16 protein-coding genes are annotated in these 18,694 nt (G+C 57.5%); 12 read left to right on the forward strand and 4 right to left on the reverse strand.

What is annotated here, in order from left to right:
* Positions 1-878: glycerophosphodiester phosphodiesterase (locus tag MWC30_RS19565; RefSeq protein ID WP_244085890.1), on the reverse strand; the 878-nt coding region annotated here is incomplete at its 3' end.
* A gap of 94 nt (positions 879-972) precedes the next feature.
* On the opposite strand from MWC30_RS19565, the gene MWC30_RS19570 reads away from it, so the two are divergent.
* Positions 973-2,367, forward strand: a complete 1,395-nt coding sequence (locus MWC30_RS19570) for a sigma-54 dependent transcriptional regulator (protein WP_244085891.1) — start codon at positions 973-975, stop codon at positions 2,365-2,367.
* A gap of 39 nt (positions 2,368-2,406) precedes the next feature.
* Here MWC30_RS19570 and MWC30_RS19575 read toward each other — a convergent pair whose 3' ends face one another.
* Positions 2,407-4,452: a 3-hydroxyacyl-CoA dehydrogenase NAD-binding domain-containing protein gene (locus MWC30_RS19575; protein WP_244085892.1), complete on the reverse strand. Its 2,046-nt coding sequence runs from the start codon at positions 4,450-4,452 to the stop codon at positions 2,407-2,409.
* An 11-nt stretch (positions 4,453-4,463) separates the two neighbouring features.
* Complete coding sequence (locus MWC30_RS19580; protein ID WP_244085893.1) at positions 4,464-5,675, reverse strand: thiolase family protein; 1,212 nt, start codon at positions 5,673-5,675, stop codon at positions 4,464-4,466.
* Between the two features lie 249 nt (positions 5,676-5,924).
* Here MWC30_RS19580 and MWC30_RS19585 point away from each other — a divergent pair, with 249 nt between their 5' ends.
* A complete protein-coding gene (locus MWC30_RS19585) occupies positions 5,925-7,550 on the forward strand; it encodes an MBL fold metallo-hydrolase RNA specificity domain-containing protein (RefSeq protein ID WP_244085894.1) in 1,626 nt (541 codons plus the stop codon).
* Positions 7,551-7,606: 56 nt separating this feature from the next.
* On the opposite strand, the gene MWC30_RS19590 is transcribed toward MWC30_RS19585, so the two are convergent.
* Positions 7,607-8,401 (reverse strand): inositol monophosphatase family protein, encoded by a 795-nt coding sequence (locus MWC30_RS19590; RefSeq protein ID WP_244085895.1) that lies wholly within the window; start codon positions 8,399-8,401, stop codon positions 7,607-7,609.
* 270 nt (positions 8,402-8,671) lie between these two features.
* Here MWC30_RS19590 and MWC30_RS19595 point away from each other — a divergent pair, with 270 nt between their 5' ends.
* The 10 genes from MWC30_RS19595 (at position 8,672) to MWC30_RS19640 (ending at position 18,692) form a co-directional block, all read left to right on the forward strand.
* A complete protein-coding gene (locus MWC30_RS19595; protein ID WP_244085896.1) occupies positions 8,672-9,640 on the forward strand; it encodes a DMT family transporter in 969 nt (322 codons plus the stop codon).
* A gap of 4 nt (positions 9,641-9,644) precedes the next feature.
* Positions 9,645-10,454, forward strand: a complete 810-nt coding sequence (locus MWC30_RS19600; RefSeq protein ID WP_244085897.1) for an S-adenosyl-l-methionine hydroxide adenosyltransferase family protein — start codon at positions 9,645-9,647, stop codon at positions 10,452-10,454.
* A gap of 83 nt (positions 10,455-10,537) precedes the next feature.
* Positions 10,538-10,777 (forward strand): hypothetical protein, encoded by a 240-nt coding sequence (locus tag MWC30_RS19605; RefSeq protein ID WP_244085898.1) that lies wholly within the window; start codon positions 10,538-10,540, stop codon positions 10,775-10,777.
* A gap of 218 nt (positions 10,778-10,995) precedes the next feature.
* Complete coding sequence (locus MWC30_RS19610) at positions 10,996-12,612, forward strand: peptide-binding protein (RefSeq protein ID WP_244085899.1); 1,617 nt, start codon at positions 10,996-10,998, stop codon at positions 12,610-12,612.
* Between the two features lie 157 nt (positions 12,613-12,769).
* Entirely contained in the window at positions 12,770-13,750 is a 981-nt protein-coding gene (nudC, locus tag MWC30_RS19615; protein WP_244085900.1) for an NAD(+) diphosphatase, read from the forward strand.
* Between the two features lie 68 nt (positions 13,751-13,818).
* The gene (locus MWC30_RS19620; protein ID WP_244085901.1) at positions 13,819-14,817 is read left to right on the forward strand and encodes an ABC transporter permease; all 999 of its coding nucleotides are present in this window, start codon (positions 13,819-13,821) and stop codon (positions 14,815-14,817) included.
* 12 nt (positions 14,818-14,829) lie between these two features.
* Positions 14,830-15,873: an ABC transporter permease gene (locus MWC30_RS19625; RefSeq protein ID WP_244085902.1), complete on the forward strand. Its 1,044-nt coding sequence runs from the start codon at positions 14,830-14,832 to the stop codon at positions 15,871-15,873.
* A gap of 133 nt (positions 15,874-16,006) precedes the next feature.
* The gene (gene xseA, locus MWC30_RS19630; RefSeq protein ID WP_244085903.1) at positions 16,007-17,383 is read left to right on the forward strand and encodes an exodeoxyribonuclease VII large subunit; all 1,377 of its coding nucleotides are present in this window, start codon (positions 16,007-16,009) and stop codon (positions 17,381-17,383) included.
* Positions 17,384-17,427: 44 nt separating this feature from the next.
* The gene (xseB, locus tag MWC30_RS19635; RefSeq protein WP_244085904.1) at positions 17,428-17,682 is read left to right on the forward strand and encodes an exodeoxyribonuclease VII small subunit; all 255 of its coding nucleotides are present in this window, start codon (positions 17,428-17,430) and stop codon (positions 17,680-17,682) included.
* A gap of 110 nt (positions 17,683-17,792) precedes the next feature.
* Complete coding sequence (locus tag MWC30_RS19640; RefSeq protein ID WP_244085905.1) at positions 17,793-18,692, forward strand: polyprenyl synthetase family protein; 900 nt, start codon at positions 17,793-17,795, stop codon at positions 18,690-18,692.
* Positions 18,693-18,694 lie beyond the last annotated feature (2 nt).

Consider the following 18,694-nt stretch of genomic DNA (forward strand, 5'->3'; position numbering starts at 1 on the left):
TCGCTCTTTGCTTCTTCCGGGATGTTGGGTATCTGAATAGTTGCTCTCATGCCCCATATGCATAGCACAAACTGTGTTCTGAAGTCCCGAACTTTTTTATGCCTACCTACACTTTTTGAGAAGTTACAAAAAATCCAGTCGACGCCCCGATTGAGCTCTCTGTACAGCGCGTTTCTTGAGCCGACATACCCGGTGCCAATCTGCTGTCCAACCTTCTTGTGCTTCCGAATCAACCCGTCGGTAAACAGCAGGTACTGCCCCGCCAATCCACCGAAGGCATTGGACAGGACGACGGAACTGAGCGACCGGATGTTCAATTCCGCAATGGGCACGCAAGCCGCCCTCGGGACAAAATCAACGGCATGGAACATTTCCAGCTGCAGGGCCATGAAGTGGTAATCTTCCTCAGGCCGCAGGGATGAAAAGAGCTCCCGCAGCACTCTCTTCTGATGCCCTGGATCGGGATAGGGCTCCCGCTTGATCTCCACCATGAGATGGATTTTCTTTCCCAAGGCATCGATGACTTCTAAAAGCGAGGGAATAAGAGGAAACGCCGCTTTCAACTCGGCCAGCGAGACCTGGCTGATGGGAAGGGAATCGCCGTAAAGTCTGAGGCAGTCCCTGTCGTGAAACACCACGGGCTGCAGGTCTCGAGTCCAGCGCACATCGAATTCGATCCCCCACACCCCACCGGCGCAGGCCCTCTCAAAAGCCGCCAGGGTGTTTTCCAGGACCGTCACGTTGTCGTGCTCCCCCCGATGGGAAACGATCTTACAGTTCAGAAGGCTTTGGCGCCCAGGGTGGGGCTGAGGCCAAACCGCGTAAAACGCATCGATCATCCCCAGGAGCTTCTTTTTGAGCTTGAATGGCAGCCGCATTGCTACCTCATGAAACGGAGTCGGAGAACATTACCTTTACGCCCTCTTCTCTACTGGATAAAATGTATACACTCTCGGAAGAAGGACGAAAAAAATGGCAAAACCCTTTTCACCCCTCGTACTCGTGGTGGATGACGACGCGGCCCATCGCCTGATGCTGACCACTCTTCTGGAGGAATGGGGCTACCGAGCTCTGGAGGCCGAAGATGGGGCGGCGGCCCTGGAGGTGGTCCATAAAGGCCCCGTGGATCTGGTCCTCATGGACATGCGCATGCCCCGCATGGACGGGATCGAGGCAACGCGCGCCATATCCCTTTACAATCCCGCCATTCCCATCGTCATCATGACCGCCTATTCCTCCATTTCCTCCGCAGTGGATGCTCTGAAGTCCGGAGCCTATGACTATATCACAAAGCCCCTGGATTTCGATGCGCTGCAGATGGTGCTTCAGCGCGCCCTGGAGCACACTCAGCTTCAGCAGGAAAACGAAGGCCTGCGCCAACAGCTGGCGCGCCTGCAGGTACCGCAAATTTTTGGCCGCAGCCCCGTCATGCAGGAAATGCTGGAGACGGTAGCCCTCGTGGCCCCATCCGACGCGACGGTCCTCATCACTGGCGAGAGCGGCACCGGCAAGGGACTGGTAGCGCGTGCCATTCACTGCAACAGTCTGCGGGCTCAAAAGCCTTTGGTCGAAGTCAACTGCGCGGCCATCCCCGAAACTCTCGTGGAATCCGAGCTCTTCGGCCATGAAAAAGGGGCCTTCACGGGAGCCAACCGGCAGCGGCAGGGCCGTTTCGCCCAGGCGAACGGCGGCAGCCTCTTCCTGGACGAAATTGGGGAACTGAGCCTTTCCATGCAGGCAAAGCTGCTGCGGGTACTCCAGGAGGGAGAAATCCAACGCGTGGGAAGCGACGCGACACTGCCCGTGGATGTCCGCATTCTGGCGGCCACCAACCGGGATCTCCAGGATATGGTGGCGGAAGGGGCTTTCCGGGAAGATCTCTATTACCGCTTGAATGTCATGGCCATCGAAGTCCCGCCCCTCCGGGAGAGGATCGAGGACATCCCGGTTCTGGCCAGGCATTTCTGGGAGGCCTTCGCGGAGAAAAACCGAAAGACCGTGAAAGGCATCGCTCCCCAGGCCATGGATCTTCTCCTCAAACATGCCTGGCCCGGGAACGTGCGCGAACTGGAAAACGTCATGGAGAGAGCCGTCATTTTGCTCCGAGGAGAATACATTTCTGAAAAAGAGCTTCCCCTGAGCATCCAGCGGCTGAAGCAAGAGGACACTTCTCCCGGTGAATCGGTGGAGAGGGATTTCGGGTATTCTGCCGGTGCCACCCTCGCTGAAATGGAAAAGCAGATGATTCGGCAGGCGTTGAAAGAGACGGCGGGTAACAAGAGTGAAACCGCCCGCCGCCTGGGGATCACCCGGCGCACCCTGCACCTGAAATTGAAGAAGTACCTCCAGGAAGACGACGCGCCGTGAGGTTCTGAAATCCCGGCTTCAAGCGCATTCAAATCGCTCTCAAGTGCTGGAGAAAACCTTCCCCAGTACTTTGGAGGCAATGCCTTCGAGATCCAGGTAGACCGTAAGCCCCCCCATGAAAAAGGGCCAGCCGGCTCCCAGAATCATGGCCAGATCCACCTCTCTCGGACTGCTCACCACCTTTTCCGTCAGAATGAGGTCCGTCTCCCGAGCCAGGCTGTACAGGACACGGTCGCGAATTTCCTCGGCATGAAACGCCTTATTCCCCGTCCTCACCCAGAGCCTCTCCACCTCGGGATCCACTCGCCTGGAGCCGCCTTCCCGGAGGTAGATCCCCGCTTTCCGGGCTTCAACCAGTTTCTTGAAATTGGGGCTTACGGGAAAGCGCTCCGATCCGAAGGCCAGGTTCAGGGTTTCCAGGACGTGAAGGGCCACTGGAAGCCCCACGAGGGGGAGCAGCTCAAAGGGGGCCATGGGTAGCCCCAGGGCCAGGAGCGCTTCATCCACCTGCTGGAATTCTCCCCCTTCATCCACAATGCTCAGGCATTCTGCAAGCATGCGGCTGAGGAGGCGGTTCACCAGGAAAGCAGGGGAATCCTTCACAAGCACTGCCGTCTTTTTGAGCTTACCGGCCACATCGAAAGCGGTGGCGAGGCTCGATGCATCCGTTTTCCCGGCCTGGACGATTTCCACCAGGGGAAGGACGGCCACGGGATTAAAAAAGTGGAAACCGACGACACGCTCCGGGTGCTCCAGGTCCGCAGCCATCTCTGTCAGGCTGAGGGCGGACGTATTGCTGGCCAGAATGGCATCGGGGCGCAACACCCTTTCGGCATCGGCGAAAACTTGCTTCTTGACTTCCATTTGCTCGAAAACGGCTTCCAGGACGAAATCGCAGTCGGCGAAATCGCGAGCATCCAGGGTGCCGTGGAGGAGGCTCACGGAGTGGCGCGCCTTGCCCTCGCTCATCCTGCCCCTTTCCACCATCTTTCTGAATTCCCCCGCCACGTAAGCACAGCCTTTATCCAGGAGCTCCTGCTTCACGTCTTTCATCACCACGGGAACACCCATGCGGTGGATGAACAGGTGAGCCAGCTGTGAAGCCATCAGTCCGGCTCCGATGATGCCCACCTTTCGAATGGGGCGGGGCGGGGCGTCGGGTACGCCTCTCGGCCGTTTTGCATAACGGTTCACCAGATCGAAGGAATAGAGGGACGCCTTGCACTGCCTCGTAAGGATGAGGTCTGCAGCCGCCTTGTTTTCCTCTTCGAAGCCCCGCTCCACATCCCAGTTGCAGGCCCCCTCGATGAGCTCCAGCGCCCGGTAGGGGGCGGGAGCCGCCCCATGCACCCTGCTGTCGACGAAGGCCCTCGCTCCGGCCACCACTTCTCCCAGGCGCCCCGTATCCAGTGCCGGCCTCTCCACGGTGGTCCTCCCCGCAAGGATATCGAGGAGGAACTGCAGGGACTCATCCAGGAATTCAACCGCGGGAAAAAGCCTGTCGGCCAGCCCGGCTTCAAAGGCCTTCATTCCGTCCAGCAGGCGGTTCTGACTCAACGCATTGACAATGATGAGCTCGACGGCCTTTTCAGGGCCAAGGAGCTTCGTCCCGAGAGTGCACCCGCCCCAGGCCGGAACCATTCCCAGGAAGCACTCGGGAAAGCCAATGGCCGCGACAGTGGGAGCCACCGTGCGATAACGACAATAGAGGGCGATCTCGAGGCCTCCTCCCAGGGCAACCCCGTTGACAGCGGCCAGGGTGGGAAAGGGAAGGTCTCGAATCCTCTGCATGACAGTGTGGCCGAATTTCGCACTCCGGTAACCCTCTTCAAAGGTCGTGATGGAGGGGAACTGCGAAATGTCTGCACCGGCTGCGAAGGAATAGGGCTTGCCGGTGAGGAGCATTCCCTTCACATCTCCCTCGGCGAGGATACGATCCAGGGCCTCGTTGAGGGACATGAGGGCGGCTTCGCTGAAGGTATTGGGCTTCCTGTAATCGTGGCCGTTGTCCATGGTCACGAGAGCGATCTTCCCCTGAGGAGAATCATAGAAGCGAGGATAAAAGCGCGTGATGGGTTCTGCCATGGTATCTCCCCTCATTGGTCGTTACGGGACGGATTCCCGTGCGCATAAAGATTTTCCCAGATGGCGGAGGCTCCCTGCCCCACCCCCACACAAAGGGTCGTGAGCCCATACCGGGCCTGCGGGGAGTCTGCAAAATGATGCAGCAGATGCGTTACCAGGCGGGGCCCGGACGCTGCCAGGGGATGTCCGAACGCTATGGCGCCTCCCAGGGGATTGAGCCGCGGGTCATGGGGAATCTCCAGACCGAATTCCTTCATAAAGACAAGGCATTGCACCGCAAAGGCTTCATTGAGCTCGATGAAGCTCATGTCTTCCATGGAAAGCCCGGTTTGAGCAAATACCTTATGCGTAGCGGGTATCGGTCCGTAACCCATGATTTCGGGTGGAACGCCGGCATAGGCATATCCCACGAGCCGCATTCGGGCCTTCACCCCCAGCTCCCGGGCTTTGTCGGCACTCATGAGGAGGACCCCGCAGGCCCCATCGTTCAACCCGGACGCATTTCCGGCCGTGACTCGCCCTTGTACCCTGAAGGGTGTCTTGAGATCCTTCAGGGTTTCGAGCGTCGTTTCAGGGCGGGGCTGCTGGTCCCGATCCGCTACGGTCCACCCTTCCCGGGTGTAGACGGTCATGGGGGCGATCATTTTCCGGATTTTGCCCTCCTGGATGGCGTGGGCGGTCTTCTTCTGGGAATGGCAGGCGTAGGCATCGGCCATTTCCCGCGTGATTTCCGGAAACATGTCGTGCAGGTTCTCGGCGGTTTTACCCATGACCAAGGCATCTCCAGAGACCAGTTTCTCTGCGAGAAACCTCGGATTGGGGTCCGCCGCGGCACCGATGGGGTGGTGCCCCATGTGCTCGACTCCGCCGGCAATGGCCACATCGCACACGCCCAGAGCGATTTCCGAAGCAGCGCACGTGATGGCCGTCAGCCCCCCGGCGCACATGCGATCGACCGAAAAACCCGGACAGGAGGGGGGCAGGCCCGCCAGGAGGGCGGAGGTACGCCCGAGGGTCATTCCCTGGTCCCCTTCCTGAGACGTGGCGCCCCAGGCATTTTCTTCCACCATGGCCGGCGTCACCTGGGGATTACGCCGCAGCAGCTCCCGTATGACCTTCACCACCATGTCATCGGCACGCGTGAGCCAGAAAAATCCCTTTTCACCGGCCCGTCCAAATGCGGTTCGAACGCCATCCACCACCACGACATCTCGCAATTTCATGAGCGCTTCCTCCCTGTTGACCCGGCTCCGCGTCCTCCATGCATAGAGAGACGATCATCAAAAATTTCTATGATCCCGCGTGTCTCCCTGTCAAGCACAATCGTGGCGCAACCGCCGCCGGAGGGAGTGCCTCCATGAACCAGGGGTTCGATACAAGTTGACAAAAGGGCCTGCTTGTTCTCTGATGGCAGGCGGTTGTTGAAGACTTTCCCGATTTGCTCCACATCGTTTCATCAAGAAAGGAATGCCATGAAAATCACATGCCTGGGTGCTGCCGGCTGTGTCACCGGCTCCTGTTTTCTTTTGGACAATGGAAAGAAGTATCTTGTCGACTGCGGTCTTTTTCAGGGGAACAAGAGTCTGGAGGAGATGAACCGCGTGGATTGGAATTTCAATCCCCGGGAGATATCCGCCCTCTTTCTCACCCACGCCCACATCGATCACAGCGGGCGTATCCCGAAGCTGGTGAAGGACGGCTTCAAAGGCCGGATTTACACTTCCGTGCCGACAGCGGAGCTCGTCAAAATCCTGCTCCTGGATTCGGCCCACATTCAAGAGATGGAAGCCGGCTGGCAAACGCGGAAGAATCGAAGGCGCGGCGGCCCCGATGTCGAACCCCTGTACACGGTAGCAGACGCCGAGGCCTGCTTTTCTCAGATTGAAACCATACCGTTTGACGAAATCCTCCCGCTTCACCCTGGATTGAGCGTCCGTTTTCGCAACTCCGGCCACATCCTCGGGTCTTCCATCCTGGAAGTCTGGACCGGCCCTTCCAGCAGCGCACACAAGGTGGTTTTTTCCGGCGACCTCGGCAAGAAGGATCAGATCATCCTCCAGGACCCGCATTCCATATTCAACGCCGATACCCTTTTCATTGAATCCACCTATGGCAATCGCAACCACAAATCCTTCGACGAGAGCATCAACGAATTGCTGGAAGCCATCAACTACAGCTATCGCCAGAAGGAAAAGGTGATTATCCCTGCCTTTGCTGTGGAAAGAACCCAGGAAATTCTCTATGTGCTGGGAGAATTCTTCCGCAAGGGAAAAATCCCCTCCATGCCCGTTTACCTGGACAGCCCCCTCGCCATTGCCGCGACCGAAATCTTCAGAAAAATGAAGCCCTATTACGATGAAGAAGCCGCTGCCATTGTGGCTCAGGGGGAAGATCCTTTTGACTTTGACGAGCTGATCTACTCCAGGACCTCCGAGGAATCCATCGCCATCAATGAAACGCCGGGGCCCGCCATCGTCATCGCGGGGAATGGCATGTGCACGGCGGGCCGCATCAAGCACCATCTCAAGCACAACATCTGGCGGAAAGGCTCGTCACTGGTGATCGTCGGATTCCAGGCCGAAGGGACCCTCGGCCGGGCCATCATCGAAGGGGCAAATTCCATCAGGATATTCGGCGAAAAACTCCTGGTGAAAGCCAAGGTCTTCACCATCGGAGGGTTTTCCGCCCATGCCGATCAGCAGGGGCTGCTGCAATGGTTGGAGGATTTTGAAAACCCGGCCACGCAGGTCTATATGATTCACGGTGAAAAGAGTGTCAGTGAGGGTTTTGCCGCCCTGGTCCGTCAAAAATTGGGATTCGACACCCACGTGCCCGGCATAGGCTCCGTCATCACCCTGCCGCCCTATGTGGCGGAAGGTGTCCCCGAAGGAATTGAGGTGCCGGAAGAATCAAAATGGGCGGGATACCTGAGGATGCTCCTTCAGAACGCCGGAGAGATCAAGGCGTTGTGGGACAAAGCCCCACAGGCCCTCACTCCCCAGATGGAGAAGCAACTGGAAAAGGAGCTTGCAGAATCCCAGAAACGCCTGAGCCAGCTCCTGGAGAAAGCGAAAAAAGCTGCGGTCGACGCTCGCTGAGAAGCTGTCTGAAAAGTCCCTCTCCCCCGAGGGAGAGGGTCGGGGTGAGGCTGAGCCTACTTTTGCAGGTACATCTGGATGGAGGAGTGAGCGCCCAGGGGAGCGGCAATGAGATGGTCTTCGATTTTTTGGCCCGTCAAATAATCCGCAAGCTGGAACTCTGCCCCATCCATGGTGCAAATCTCACCGCCGGCGGCTTTGAGAATGATCTGGGCCGCCGCCAGATCCTGGTAGGAAACATGGGCCAGCAGAGCCCCTTCCGCGCGTCCCCGCGCCACGTAACAGATGTGAGCCGCGGTACAGCCCAGGTTCCTGATTTTTCCAGGAAAAGAGGAATGATAGTGATTATGGAAGCGGGAGTAGGTCAATAACAGGCTTTCATTGCTGATTTCGCCCGTCTCGGGGATTTTGATTTCCTCCTGCCCCCAGTAGGCGCTCTGCCCGGCATGAGCATAAAAAAGGTCTCCCGTCACCGGCATATAAAACACCCCGAAGACCGGCCAGAAATTTTCCAGGAGGGCGAGGGAAATGCCCCAGATGGGGATTCCCGCCTGGAAATTGGCTACACCGTCCAGGGCATCGTAGATCCAGAGGTAGCCTTTTTCCCCGTGCACATAATCTTCCGACGGCAGTTCCTCCCCGAACACTCCGTGCTCGGGAAACTGAGCCTGCAGCTCTTTCTTAAAAAAATCCACGAGGTGAAGTTCGGCTTCCGTGACAAGCGCTTCGTCGAACTTCACTTTGGAATTTCCCCGGCCATAGTAACGAAGGGCCCCGTCGCCTGCGCGCCGAACCGCTTCGATGCCAAACTGACTCAAGTCTTCCATGGCGTGACTCGATATCTCGGTCATTTCCCCTCCTTAAAGGTTGCTTTTATGGGCATGAATGATGACGAAGATATTAGCAGAGCATCTAAAGATGGCAATGGAAAATATTCCGCCTCATTCCCGCCTGCGCGTCATTCATTTCCGCACCGGGAGGGTCCCTTGAATTTCGGCCGTTGGAAATCTATACTTGCTCTCAGTGCCGCTCTGACGAACCGTTGCCGGAAACGTCCCTGGCTTCGATGATTCCCGAGAAAGTGTGCTCTCCAAAAACCTTTGATGCGAAGCGATAGATGCATGCCGAACACAGCCTGTCTTCCCAAGCGGGGCTACCTCTACGTGGCCCTGGGTGCTTTTCTATGGGCCATTTCAGGTCCCGCCGCCAAATTCCTTTTTCAGCAGGGGGTGAGCCCCTTCGATCTGGTTCAACTGAGGGTCACTCTGGCCTCCAGCATCCTTTTCGTATGGCTCGTTTTGCGAAGGCCGCGGCTGCTGCGTATTTCCCCGAAGGATATCCTGTATTTCGTCATCCTGGGAGTGACGGGTATGGCCATGGTCCATTTGACCTATTTTCTGGCCATCAGCAAAATCAAGGTGGCGGCCGCCATTCTCCTGCAATATCAAGCTCCCGTGTTCATCGCGCTCTATGGAGTCATCGTCGCTGGAGAAAACCTCACGCGGTATACGGCTCTGGCCATCCTGGGTACGCTCCTGGGCTGCTACTTCGTTGTGGGAGGCTACAATCTCGACCTCCTCACTCTGAACCGCGAAGGGGTGATCTATGGCGGACTTTCGGCCATCGCCTTCGGCTGGTACTCCGTCTATGGTGAACGGGGGATGAGCCGCTACACGCCCTGGACGGTCCTCTTCTATGCCCTGCTCATCGCCGCTCTGTTCTGGAACGTCATACACCCGGTATGGAAGGAAGTTCCTCCCTCCTTCGCCTCCCTGCTGCGCCCCTATTCCGCCGTCCAGTGGGGATGGATCCTTTACATCGCCGTGGCGGGAACCATCCTCCCTTTTGGCCTGTACTTCGAGGGGATCAACCTCATCCGTTCCACACGCGCCAGCATCACGGCCACGCTGGAACCCATCACAGCCGGATTCGTCTCGTATTTCTTCCTCAGCGAATCCCTCGCGCCCTTACAGATCCTGGGGGCGGTTTTTGTCGTTGCCTCCATTGTGCTCCTGCAGTTGAGGCAGGAATACGACGACAAGACCCCGGCGCTTCTCCGGGCTCAGGGCAAAGCAATCGAAAAGCATTGAAGCGATGGAACCTATGCCGCAACGGACGATCATCACGCTCCTGACGGATTTTGGCCTTCAAGACGGCTACGTGGCCAGCCTCAAAGGGATCATTCTGGGGATGGACCCACAGGCCGCCCTGGTGGATATTTCTCATGCGGTGCCCCCTCAGGATATCCGTTCCGGTGCCTTCCTGTTGTACACCGTTTACTCCCATTTTCCGGGAGGCACCGTCCATGTGGCGGTGGTCGATCCGGGAGTCGGCACGGATCGCAGGGGACTGGCCATTCAAACCCCTTCGTATTGCTTTGTGGGACCCGACAACGGTCTCTTTTCCTGGATTCTGAAGGCAGAGCCCCTTTGGAGGGCCGTGAGCCTGGATCACCCGCGGTTCTGGCGCCCGCAAGTCAGCCCGACTTTCCATGGGCGCGATATATTCGCTCCCGTGGCGGTGCACCTGGCGCAGGGAGTCCCCCTGGAGAGCCTGGGGGCCCCCTGCCGTCCCCTGCAGGCGGCATGGACCGCTCCACGCGAGGACGGCGATGGACTGCACGGGGAGGTTCTCTATGTGGATCATTTTGGGAACTGTATCACGAATATCACCTCCCAAGATCTTGAAGCGGCTTTGGGAAATGCTCCCTGCCGCGTGAGGATCGCAGGGCGGACCATCGACGGCATCTCCCGCACCTACGGGCAAAAGGAGCACGGCGAAATTCTGGCTCTCGTGGGAAGTTCCCATCACCTGGAAATTGCCGTCAACCGGGGCCATGCCTCCCGACTCCTGGGGATTCAAGGAGGAGATGCGGTGCTCGTCACCAGGGGACCTCGATCATAAGCGCCCTGGCTTTACTTGGAAAAGGACTGTGATTAATTTGCTCTTGAGCCTGAGCAAACAGGATGGCTCCTAAGGAGGACGAGATGAACTACAAACTGGAGAAAATGGAGATGTCGCAATTCTACAGAGGTAACGAATTGCCTTCGGCACAGGTCGAGTCCCCTGAACAACTCGATTCGGGGAACTACACTCAGTCTCACCCGGCAGTGGATTCCAAACCGTCGGGCATTGAAGGGTTGAGCAAAGAACGGGAAGAAGAGCTCAACGTCTTCATGAACGACATCAAGGAATTTATCCGCGGCATCGATATCAGCAAGCTTTAAGCACCTGCCGTGCTGTCCCGATCATTACGGGTTGAGATATGAAAACCCCTTTCAGAAGGACCGAAAGGGGTTTTCGCTTTCTCCCGCCGGACAACGCCTCGTGAAAGCCGGATGCGCTCTTGTTCATCCTCCCCCAGTATGGTAGAAGCAGGCATGGGGTTTTCTCCCCATGAGTCAACTTCCCCAATCGTTTTATTCAAGGGATCAGCGATCACGCCATGTCGAAATCCTTATTTTTTGCCGGTCTGCTCCTGCTGTTTGCCTCCTTTCTCACGCATCCTCCCACGCTGTCCGCAGAAACCCATGGGCCTCCGGTCCAGGGAGACTGGCTCATCAATCATCTCAGCGCGGAACCGGCGACACTGAACCCCATCACCGCCACCGACGCCTATGCCTCCAACATCAACGAATATGTCTACGAATCTTTGCTCAAACGGGACGAAAAAACCCTGGAACTGGTTCCCGTATTGGCTGATTCCTGGGAGATCGCCGACGATCACCTCACCTATACCTTCCACCTCAAGAAGAACATTCGCTGGCAGGACGGACAGCCTTTCACGGCAAGGGATGTGCTCTTTTCCTTCGAGCGCATTCGCGATCCCAAAGTGGATGCGGCGCACCTCAGGAATTACTACCAGGATATCGAAAAGCTGGAAGTCCTCGACGATTTCACCGTACGCTACCGCTACCGTATCCCCTACTTCCGTGCGCTGGAATTCTGCGGGGGTATTCCCATCGTCCCCGCCCACCTTTTCAAGGAATCGGACGATTTCAATCAGCACCCCATCGGCCGCAGCCCCCTGGGCACGGGACCCTACAAACTGCTGCGCTGGGACACGGGCAAGGAAATCGTACTGGTCCGAAATGAAGGCTACTGGGGGGAAAAGCCCTGGTTGGACCGCATCGTGTTCAAGATCATCACGGATTCCACCGTGGCTCTTCAGGTACTGAAGCAGGGAGGCCTGGATTTCTCGGGGCTTCGCCCCATTCAATGGGTGAAGCAGACGCAGGGGAAACGCTTCGAGGAGAACTTCGAAAAGCTGAAGTACTACCTGCCGAGTTATTCCTACATCGGCTGGAACCTGCGCAAGCCGATCTTTGCGGATCGCCGGGTTCGGCAGGCCATGACGCTGCTGGTCAACAGAGAAACGATTCTCAACAGAATTCTCTTCGGACTGGGCACCGTTGTCACGGGAACGTTTTATGTCAACAGCCCCGAATACAACCGGGAGATCAAACCCTATCCCTACGATCCATCTGCCGCGGTAGAGCTGCTGAAATCCGCCGGATGGGAAGACCGCGACGGGGATGGAATCCTGGACAGGGACGGAATTCCCTTCTCCTTTGAATTCCTCATTTCGGCGGGATCGAAGTTCGGCGAGCAACTGGCCACCATTGTCCAGGAAAACTTGAAGCAGGTGGGCATCAAAATGGAGATCCGCAAGCTGGAATGGGCCGTTTTCATACAGAAGATTCAGGAGCACGATTTCGACGCCTGCACCATGGGGTGGAGTCTCGGCTGGGTCTCTGATCCCTTCCAGTTGTGGCATTCCTCCCAGGCGGAAAAGGGATCCAATTTTGTCGGCTTCGTGAATGAAGAAGCGGATCGGCTCATCGTAGCGGCCCGCCAGGAATTTGATGCCGAAAAACGCTACAAGCTCTACCACCGCTTCCAGGAAATCCTGCATGAAGAGCAGCCTTATACCTTTCTCTTTACAACGGAAGCGCTGGTTGCCGTAGCGCGCCGCTTTGAGAATGTAACGGTCTATCCCATGGGGCTCTCACCCCGGGAATGGTGGGTGCCGTCAGCGCTCCAGAAGTACAGGGAGCCGTGACCGGCCCTTACCCAAAGACCATTTTTGCGGTATCTTTATAAGGTAAAAGCAGGGGACATTGGACCCCGGTTTTCACCGGGGTGATGTTAAGTCAACGACATTGACATTGCCCGTTCCCTTGCAGAACGCCAACATCACAGATTAGACAAGAGTTTTCATGGATCATTTTACACGTTCCTCTTTGAATGGATTCTCCGCTCATTCCATCGATCGCATTCACCTGAAGCGCAGAGACGAAAAATGGATCAGGGAACAGCTGGAAGGGTCAAACGCCCGATTCATCCCCCTGTGGCAGTCGAAAAACCTCTTTGCCGAAGCGGAAAACCCCAGTCCTGTCCTCCTTTCGCGGGCACACCTGGGAGAGTCCATCGACCTGGCCCATTCCGTAACGCTCCTGGGAGAGGACGGCGACAGGGTCTACTTTGCCGTCGATTTGCCGGCGGAGGAAGACACTCCCCCTTCGAGTCTTGCCGAGTTGGGGAAATTTCAGGACCTCAGGCGCATGAGTGCCCGGCTCGGCCGACGCGACGGGGCACTGCTGGCCTACGCCAGGGCCATTGCCCACTGGCATCGCCGCAACCGCTTTTGCGGAGACTGTGGAAGTCCGACGGCACCCCATCAGGGAGGGCATGTGCGCATCTGCACCAATCCCCACTGCCGGCAGCAGCATTTTCCCCGAACGGACCCGGCCGTCATTGTTCTGGTGAGCGCTGGGGAATATTGCCTGCTGGGACGGCAGACCGTCTGGCCCAAGGCGATGTATTCGGCCATTGCGGGATTCGTGGAGCCGGGTGAGAGCCTGGAAGACGCCGTCGTCCGGGAAGTCATGGAAGAAACGGGAATCGAGGTCACGGAGGTCCATTACCGATCTTCACAGCCATGGCCTTTCCCGAGCTCCATCATGCTGGGATTTCAGGCGAAAGGGGTGAAGGCCCCCCTGCAGTTGAACGACGACGAACTGGAAGACGCCCGGTGGTTTACGAGGGAGGACATGCGGGAGGCGTTCAAAGAGGGAACGCTTCGAGTCCCGACCCCTTTTTCCATTGCTTACAGGCTCATCGAGGACTGGTACGATGCGGAGGCCGCCACGCCTTTGAGGGATCTCTCGGACATTGTCGCGCACATCGTCAAGGGCTGAGAAATCGGGTCCTCCAGGAATGACCGTACAGAGCACGACTATTTTCGAGGAAAGAGGCTCCTGATTCTATGAGCGCCTACCTGCTTAAAAGGCTTTTGCAAATCATTCCAACGCTCCTGGGCATCACGTTCATTACCTTTCTGATCATTCAGCTGGCGCCCGGAAATCCGGCCGCCCTCAAGCTCCAGATGGCCAGCCAGGGCCAGATGGGGGATTCCGCCCTTTCTCAGCAGATCATCGAGCAGACCAAGAAGCTCTACGGCTTGGACAAACCCCTTCCCGTCCAGTATCTCCTGTGGGTCAAGCGTGTTTTCACCTTCGACTTCGGCACTTCCTACAAGGACCACCGCAGGGTGTGGGACAAGATCGCCGAGAGGCTCCCCATCACGCTTCAGCTCAATGTGATTTCCATCTTCCTGGTCTACCTCATCGCCATTCCGTGCGGCATCTATTCCGCCACCCACTCCGGGTCCTTTTCGGACCGTCTGCTGACCCTTTTGTTCTTCTTTCTATACTCTCTGCCCAGCTTCTGGGTGGCTGTGCTCCTCATCATGCTCCTGGGAGGCGGCGATTTCTGGGATGTCTTCCCCGTCTACGGCATCTCCTCCATCGGTGCCGAAACCTGGTCCTTCTCCGCATGGATACTGGACCGCCTCTGGCACCTGGTGCTTCCGATTCTCTGCCTCACCTACGGGGGCCTGGCCTATCTCTCCCGACTGACTCGTGCGGACATGCTCGAGGTCATCCGGGAAGACTATATCCGCACGGCACGGGCCAAGGGATTGAGCGAGCGGGTAGTGATTTTCAAGCATGCCTTCCGCAACGCCCTGCTGCCCATCGTCACGCTGCTGGCATTTCTGCTTCCGTCCATGTTCGGCGGGAGTGTCATCATCGAGAGCATCTTTTCCATTCCCGGGATGGGACAGCTGGGGTTCGAGGCCGTGCTGAGCCGCGATTACCCCGTCATCATGGCTATCACCACCCTGTCGGCCTTTCTCACGCTGGTAGGACTGCTCCTCTCGGACATCCTCTACGCAACCCTCGATCCGCGCATCAAGCTTGAATGAGAAGCCCAACCCATGGATGAGAAAAAAAAAGTCACAGGATCACCTCCGAGCTCCTACTGGGGCATGGTCTGGTATCATTTCAGGAAAAAACGTCTCGCCCTGCTGGGCCTCTGGGTCACCTTTTTCCTCGTTGCCGCGGCCGTTTTTGCTCCCCTCCTGGCCAACGACCGTCCCATACTGTTCCGCTACCAGGGGGAATGGTACTGGCCTGTCTTTTCCAAGGCGGAACAGATCGGTCCTAGCACCTGGAAAGAAATGAAGCAGGAGGCTCCCTTCATCTTTCAGCCCCAGGCGGGCGGAACAGGGAACTTCGCCCTTTGGCCGCCGGTTCCCTATTCCCCCACGGAATACGATCTCCTGGAAAGCCTCGCGGCCCCCAGTCGGGCGCATTGGTTCGGCACGGACGACAGCGGAAGAGATGTCCTGAGCCGCATGATCCACGGGGCGCGCATTTCCCTCTCGGTGGGGTTTGTGGCCGTCGGCATTGCTCTGGCCATCGGCATTCTCCTGGGCGCCTTGGCGGGTTATTTCGGCGGATGGACCGACCAAGTGATCAGTCGTGTCATTGAAGTCCTCCTCACCATTCCCACCTTTTTCCTCATCATCGCCATCATTGCCTTTCTTCCCCCCAGCATCTACAACATCATGGTGGTCATCGGGCTGACAGGATGGACGGGGGTAGCCCGCTTTGTGCGCGCTGAATTTTTCAAGTTGAAGCGACTGGATTTCATCATGGCGTCCAAAGCCCTGGGAGCATCGCACGGACGCATCATCTTCGTGCACATGCTGCCCAATGCCATGGCGCCCGTGCTCGTTTCCGCCGTGTTCGGGATCGCGGGAGCCATCCTCACGGAATCCAGTCTCAGTTTTCTGGGCTTCGGGGTCCCCCCGCCAACCCCCAGTTGGGGAGATATTCTTTCCCAGAGCCGCGACTACATCGAGTTCGCATGGTGGCTGACGGTCTTCCCCGGCTTTGCGATTTTCCTTAGCATTACCGCGTACAATCTGGTAGGAGAAGGATTGCGCGACGCCATGGATCCGAAGCTTTTTCAATAATCCCGGGCGCCCGTTTCAGGGGGATGCCCATGAGACCCGAAGCAGCACCGGGAAGGCTCCTTCTTATGCTTCTTTCTGCTTTGCGGTCTCTTTTTTTCCGACTTGAGGGCAGAGCACTGGAGGGTGTTTGAAAATGGGGCACAAAAAAGCGATGCTCTATCCAGTTTTGGATGAAACACCAAGCGTATTCACCGTCAGTGGACTCAATGCCCGCATCAAGGGCCTCCTCGAATCCAATTACCCGCTGATCTGGGTGAAAGGCGAAATCTCCAATTTTCGTGTGCCTCCCTCCGGTCATTACTATTTCACCCTGAAAGACGACCAGAGCCAGATCCGCGCAGTCTTTTTCCGCGCACGGCAGCGCCACCTGCGCTTTGTTCCCGAATCCGGTCTGGAGGTGCTGTGCCAGGCGCGATTAAGCGTCTACGAGCCCCGGGGGGAATACCAGCTCATCATTGAAGTCATGGAACCGCAGGGGCTGGGAGCCCTGCAGCTGGCCTTCGAACAGCTCAAGAAGAAGCTTGAAGCGGAAGGTTTGTTCGACCTCAAGGTGAAGCGGGCCATCTCCCCCTGTCCCCAGCGCATCGCCATCGTCACCTCCCCTACGGGAGCCGCCGTCCGCGATATCCTCAAGGTCCTGCAGCGGAGCACCTGCCCGCTATCCATCACCCTTTTGCCGGTGCGCGTGCAGGGGCAGGAAGCGGCAGGGGAAATCGCCGCGGCTCTGGAGGCCGCCAATCGCCTGGCGGAGGATTTCAACTGGGACGTCATCATCGTGGGGCGGGGAGGCGGAAGCATCGAGGATCTCTGGCCGTTCAATGAAGAAATCGTGGCCCGGGCCATGGCGGCTTCACGTGTCCCCACCATTTCGGCGGTAGGCCACGAAATCGACTTCACCATCTCCGATTTGGTGGCCGACCTGAGGGTCCCCACGCCTACCGCCGCCGCGGAATGGATCGTTGCCCGACTGGACCGACTCCACCGGGATCTCTCTCAGGTCCGGGACCGTATGCTGCAGGCTGCAGTCCAAAAGGTTTCAGGATATGGGCAGCAGCTCGGCTTCCTGGAAAAAAGACTCGTCCATCCCCAAAGAAGGCTGGCGGATTTGCGACTCTTCATCGATGACCGCCTGGAACGTCTTCAACTGGCCTTGAGCCGCCGCCTGGAGAAGCTCAGGACCATGCATGCTCATCTGAGCGAAAGAATGGGGCGGGCGCATCCCTCCAGGGATATCCAGGCCTATCGCGCGATCCTCGATCGGCAGCGTCGGGAGCTCATCCTGCACGGACAAAAGATTGTGGACGGGCAGCGCTTCAAGCTGCAGAACGCCGTAGGGCAGCTGGAAAGCCTGAGTCCCCTGGGAGTCTTGGCGCGCGGCTACTCCATCACGTACCGCATGCCCGAAAAGAAGGTCCTCCGCAGGGCTGCTGAAGTCACCGCAGGGCAGGACGTGCTGGTGCAGCTTGAGGAAGGACACCTGGAATGCCGGGTGCGGGAGATTTTGGAATGACGGAATGATGATTACCGCGCGAAGCGGACACATGAGGATATGCCGTGGCAAAGAAAAAAAGCGAAGCGTTTGAAGAGGCACTGAAGAAGCTCCAGGCCATCGTGGAAAAATTGGAGCGCGGGGACCTTCCCCTGGAAGAGGCGATGGATTCCTTCACCGAAGGCATAAAACTTGCCCAGTATTGTCATCAGAAGCTTGAAGAAGCCGAAAACAAGGTGCAGATGCTGGTGAAGGACCCTCAGGGCAATTGGGGGACGACTCCCTTCGAAACAGGCGAGGAAAAGTCCCCTGACGAATGAAACGGAAAGGGCCGGGTGAAGTTTCCACTGTCAAAAGTGTGGAAAGAGATATAAATGAATGATAAATTAAAAAAATTATACGATTTCGCCCATGGATGGACAAAGCGAACATGAAAGACTTCGATCTTAAGCGCTACCTGACAGAGCGCAAGCAACAGGTTGATGCGGCCCTGGAAAACTGGTTCCCCGTCCCCACCGGTCTTCAAAAGAGCGTTCTCGAAGCGTCTCGCTACAGCCTCTTTGCAGGAGGCAAAAGGCTGCGCCCCATTCTTTGCCTGGCTGCCGCGGAGGTGGTAGGAGGGATGCCCGATGCGGTCATGCCCGTCGCCTGCGCTCTGGAAATGATCCATACCTATTCTCTTATCCACGATGATTTGCCCGCCATGGACAACGACGATTTCAGGCGCGGCAAGCCCACCTGCCACAAGGCCTTTGGAGAGGCCATGGCCGTGCTGGCCGGAGACGCTCTCCTGACGGAGGCTTTCGGGGTCGTCGTGGACGGCTCGGCATCGGGAGACTGCCCCGGAGACAGGCTCGTCAAGGTCATCGGAATCCTTGTCCGGGCGGCCGGCTACCGGGGAATGATCGGGGGGCAGGTCATCGACCTGGAGAGCGAAAACCAGACCGTGGATTTGGCAACGGTGGAATACATGCACATCCACAAGACCGGCGCTCTGCTTTCGGCGTCCCTGGAAACGGGCGCCCTGCTGGGGGGCGGGACGGCAGATCAGATTTCCACTCTCAAGCACTACGGTCACCATTTCGGTCTGGCTTTCCAGATCACCGACGATATTTTGGATGTAGAAGGTGATGCGGAGCTCATGGGAAAGACACCGGGCTCCGATATGGCCAAGAACAAGAAGACGTACCCGGTGCTCCTGGGAATGACCCGTTCCAGGGAGGCTGCTCGCGAGCATGTGGAAGAAGCAATAAGGGCGCTCACCGATTTTAATGAAAAGGCGGAACCTTTGAGAGCTATCGCTCAATACCTTCTGGTCCGAAAAGCCTGACA

This window comes from Desulforhabdus sp. TSK, assembly GCF_022836495.1.
Classification (GTDB): Bacteria; Desulfobacterota; Syntrophobacteria; order Syntrophobacterales; family Syntrophobacteraceae; genus Desulforhabdus.